This window comes from Microcoleus sp. MON1_C5, assembly GCF_036701875.1.
GTDB lineage: Bacteria > Cyanobacteriota > Cyanobacteriia > Cyanobacteriales > Microcoleaceae > Microcoleus.
In genome coordinates this window covers 1-1,341 of the sequence record NZ_JAUBRN010000155.1, presented here as the reverse complement: position 1 = coordinate 1,341, position 1,341 = coordinate 1, and the positions used below count along the sequence as shown (strand labels likewise).

Sequence of the window (1,341 nt, the reverse complement as noted above, 5' to 3'; positions counted from 1 at the left end):
GGGGTTTAACAAACTTTCACTGGTGGCCTCAAGTTCCAGTTTCGGCTTAATTATGGGTAAGTACCCGGACATGATATGACAGGCTTATTTCATTTTTTGCAGATTGAGTCGTTCATACCATAAATCAGCAACGCCAACGAATGAAGTCATTGCTTCGTTGACGGGATGGCAATTCATTTTAGAGGCCATATCTGTAGCAGAACTTTAGGAAATTGGTATAAGACGGAACAAGCTACCATTTTTTCAGAGGGGTTTGAGGGCTATGTCCCTTATGATACGGACGTTTTGATGGCGTTGTCACCCCGTGAAGTATCAGGTGAAGGCTCTCACGCCGAAAGACCGCGCGCTCGGGGTTTAAAACCTATCGCGAGCGAGTGTGTGGGGTAAGTTCCGTTTAAAACCTAAAACAAAAGCTCATACATCAGAGAAGCTTTGGTTTGTATATTGTCGAGCGGGAGTGAGGGGGCAAATATATGAGGCACCTGGGGGTTTAACAACCGAGATCGGGTGTTGCACAAAGGTGAATGATTAAGACAAAAGAGGAATCCGCCCGTGCTTGAGATAGTAGATGAGTAAGCGTACTGACTTGTACAACATATCAACGGACTTGGAATAACACAACGTTTTGCGGTGAAGTCGAGCTAGATAGTGCCGTAGACGACAATTTTCTCCTTCAACTCTCGTCATCGCTGTTTTGCTCACCTGATGGTCACACTCGTCGATTAAGCAAGGATACACACAATAACCGTCAGTGATGTAGAGGAAACAAGCCCAACCACGAATCATTTGCCACAAGATCATAAAAGTCGTTAAAGAACGATCTCCGACCACAAACTTAATAATTCCAGGCTGATGGCTATTCACGACACTCCAGAGCCAGACCTTGTTTTTTTTGAGCCAACGAATGTTTGTAGCTCATCAATTTGAGTTGTAGCTCATCAATTTGAGCCGTTTGGGGAATTGAGTAGTTTTCATCAGCAATTTTGGCTTCAGCTTGGCGCACCCAGTTGATGACGCTGTTGTGCGAGATCCCTGTGACTCGTTCAATGCCGCGAAATCCCATACCGTTGAGAGACATTTTGACGCAAAGATCTTTGACCTCAGCACTGTATCCCCCAGCTTGTGGGTTTTCCCGAAATTGACGATTGCAGTTTCGACACAGATAGCTCTGTTTACCTTGGCTGTGTCCATTTTTGACGCCTTTGGCACTTTGACAATGAGGGCAAAGCATCGGCTGATTCCATGACATCATTCTCTATTATGCAACAAGCGAGCTGGGGATGGTATGGGGGTGGTGCCATTGCCTCTGGCGACACTACCGAAAAGAGGTAAGGGTGAAAA

1 pseudogene is annotated in these 1,341 nt (G+C 45.7%); it reads right to left on the bottom strand.

Annotated elements, in window-relative coordinates:
* Nucleotides 1-528: 528 nt before the first annotated feature.
* A pseudogene (locus QUA71_RS29120) lies at nt 529-1,231 on the bottom strand (IS1 family transposase).
* Nucleotides 1,232-1,341: the final 110 nt, after the last annotated feature.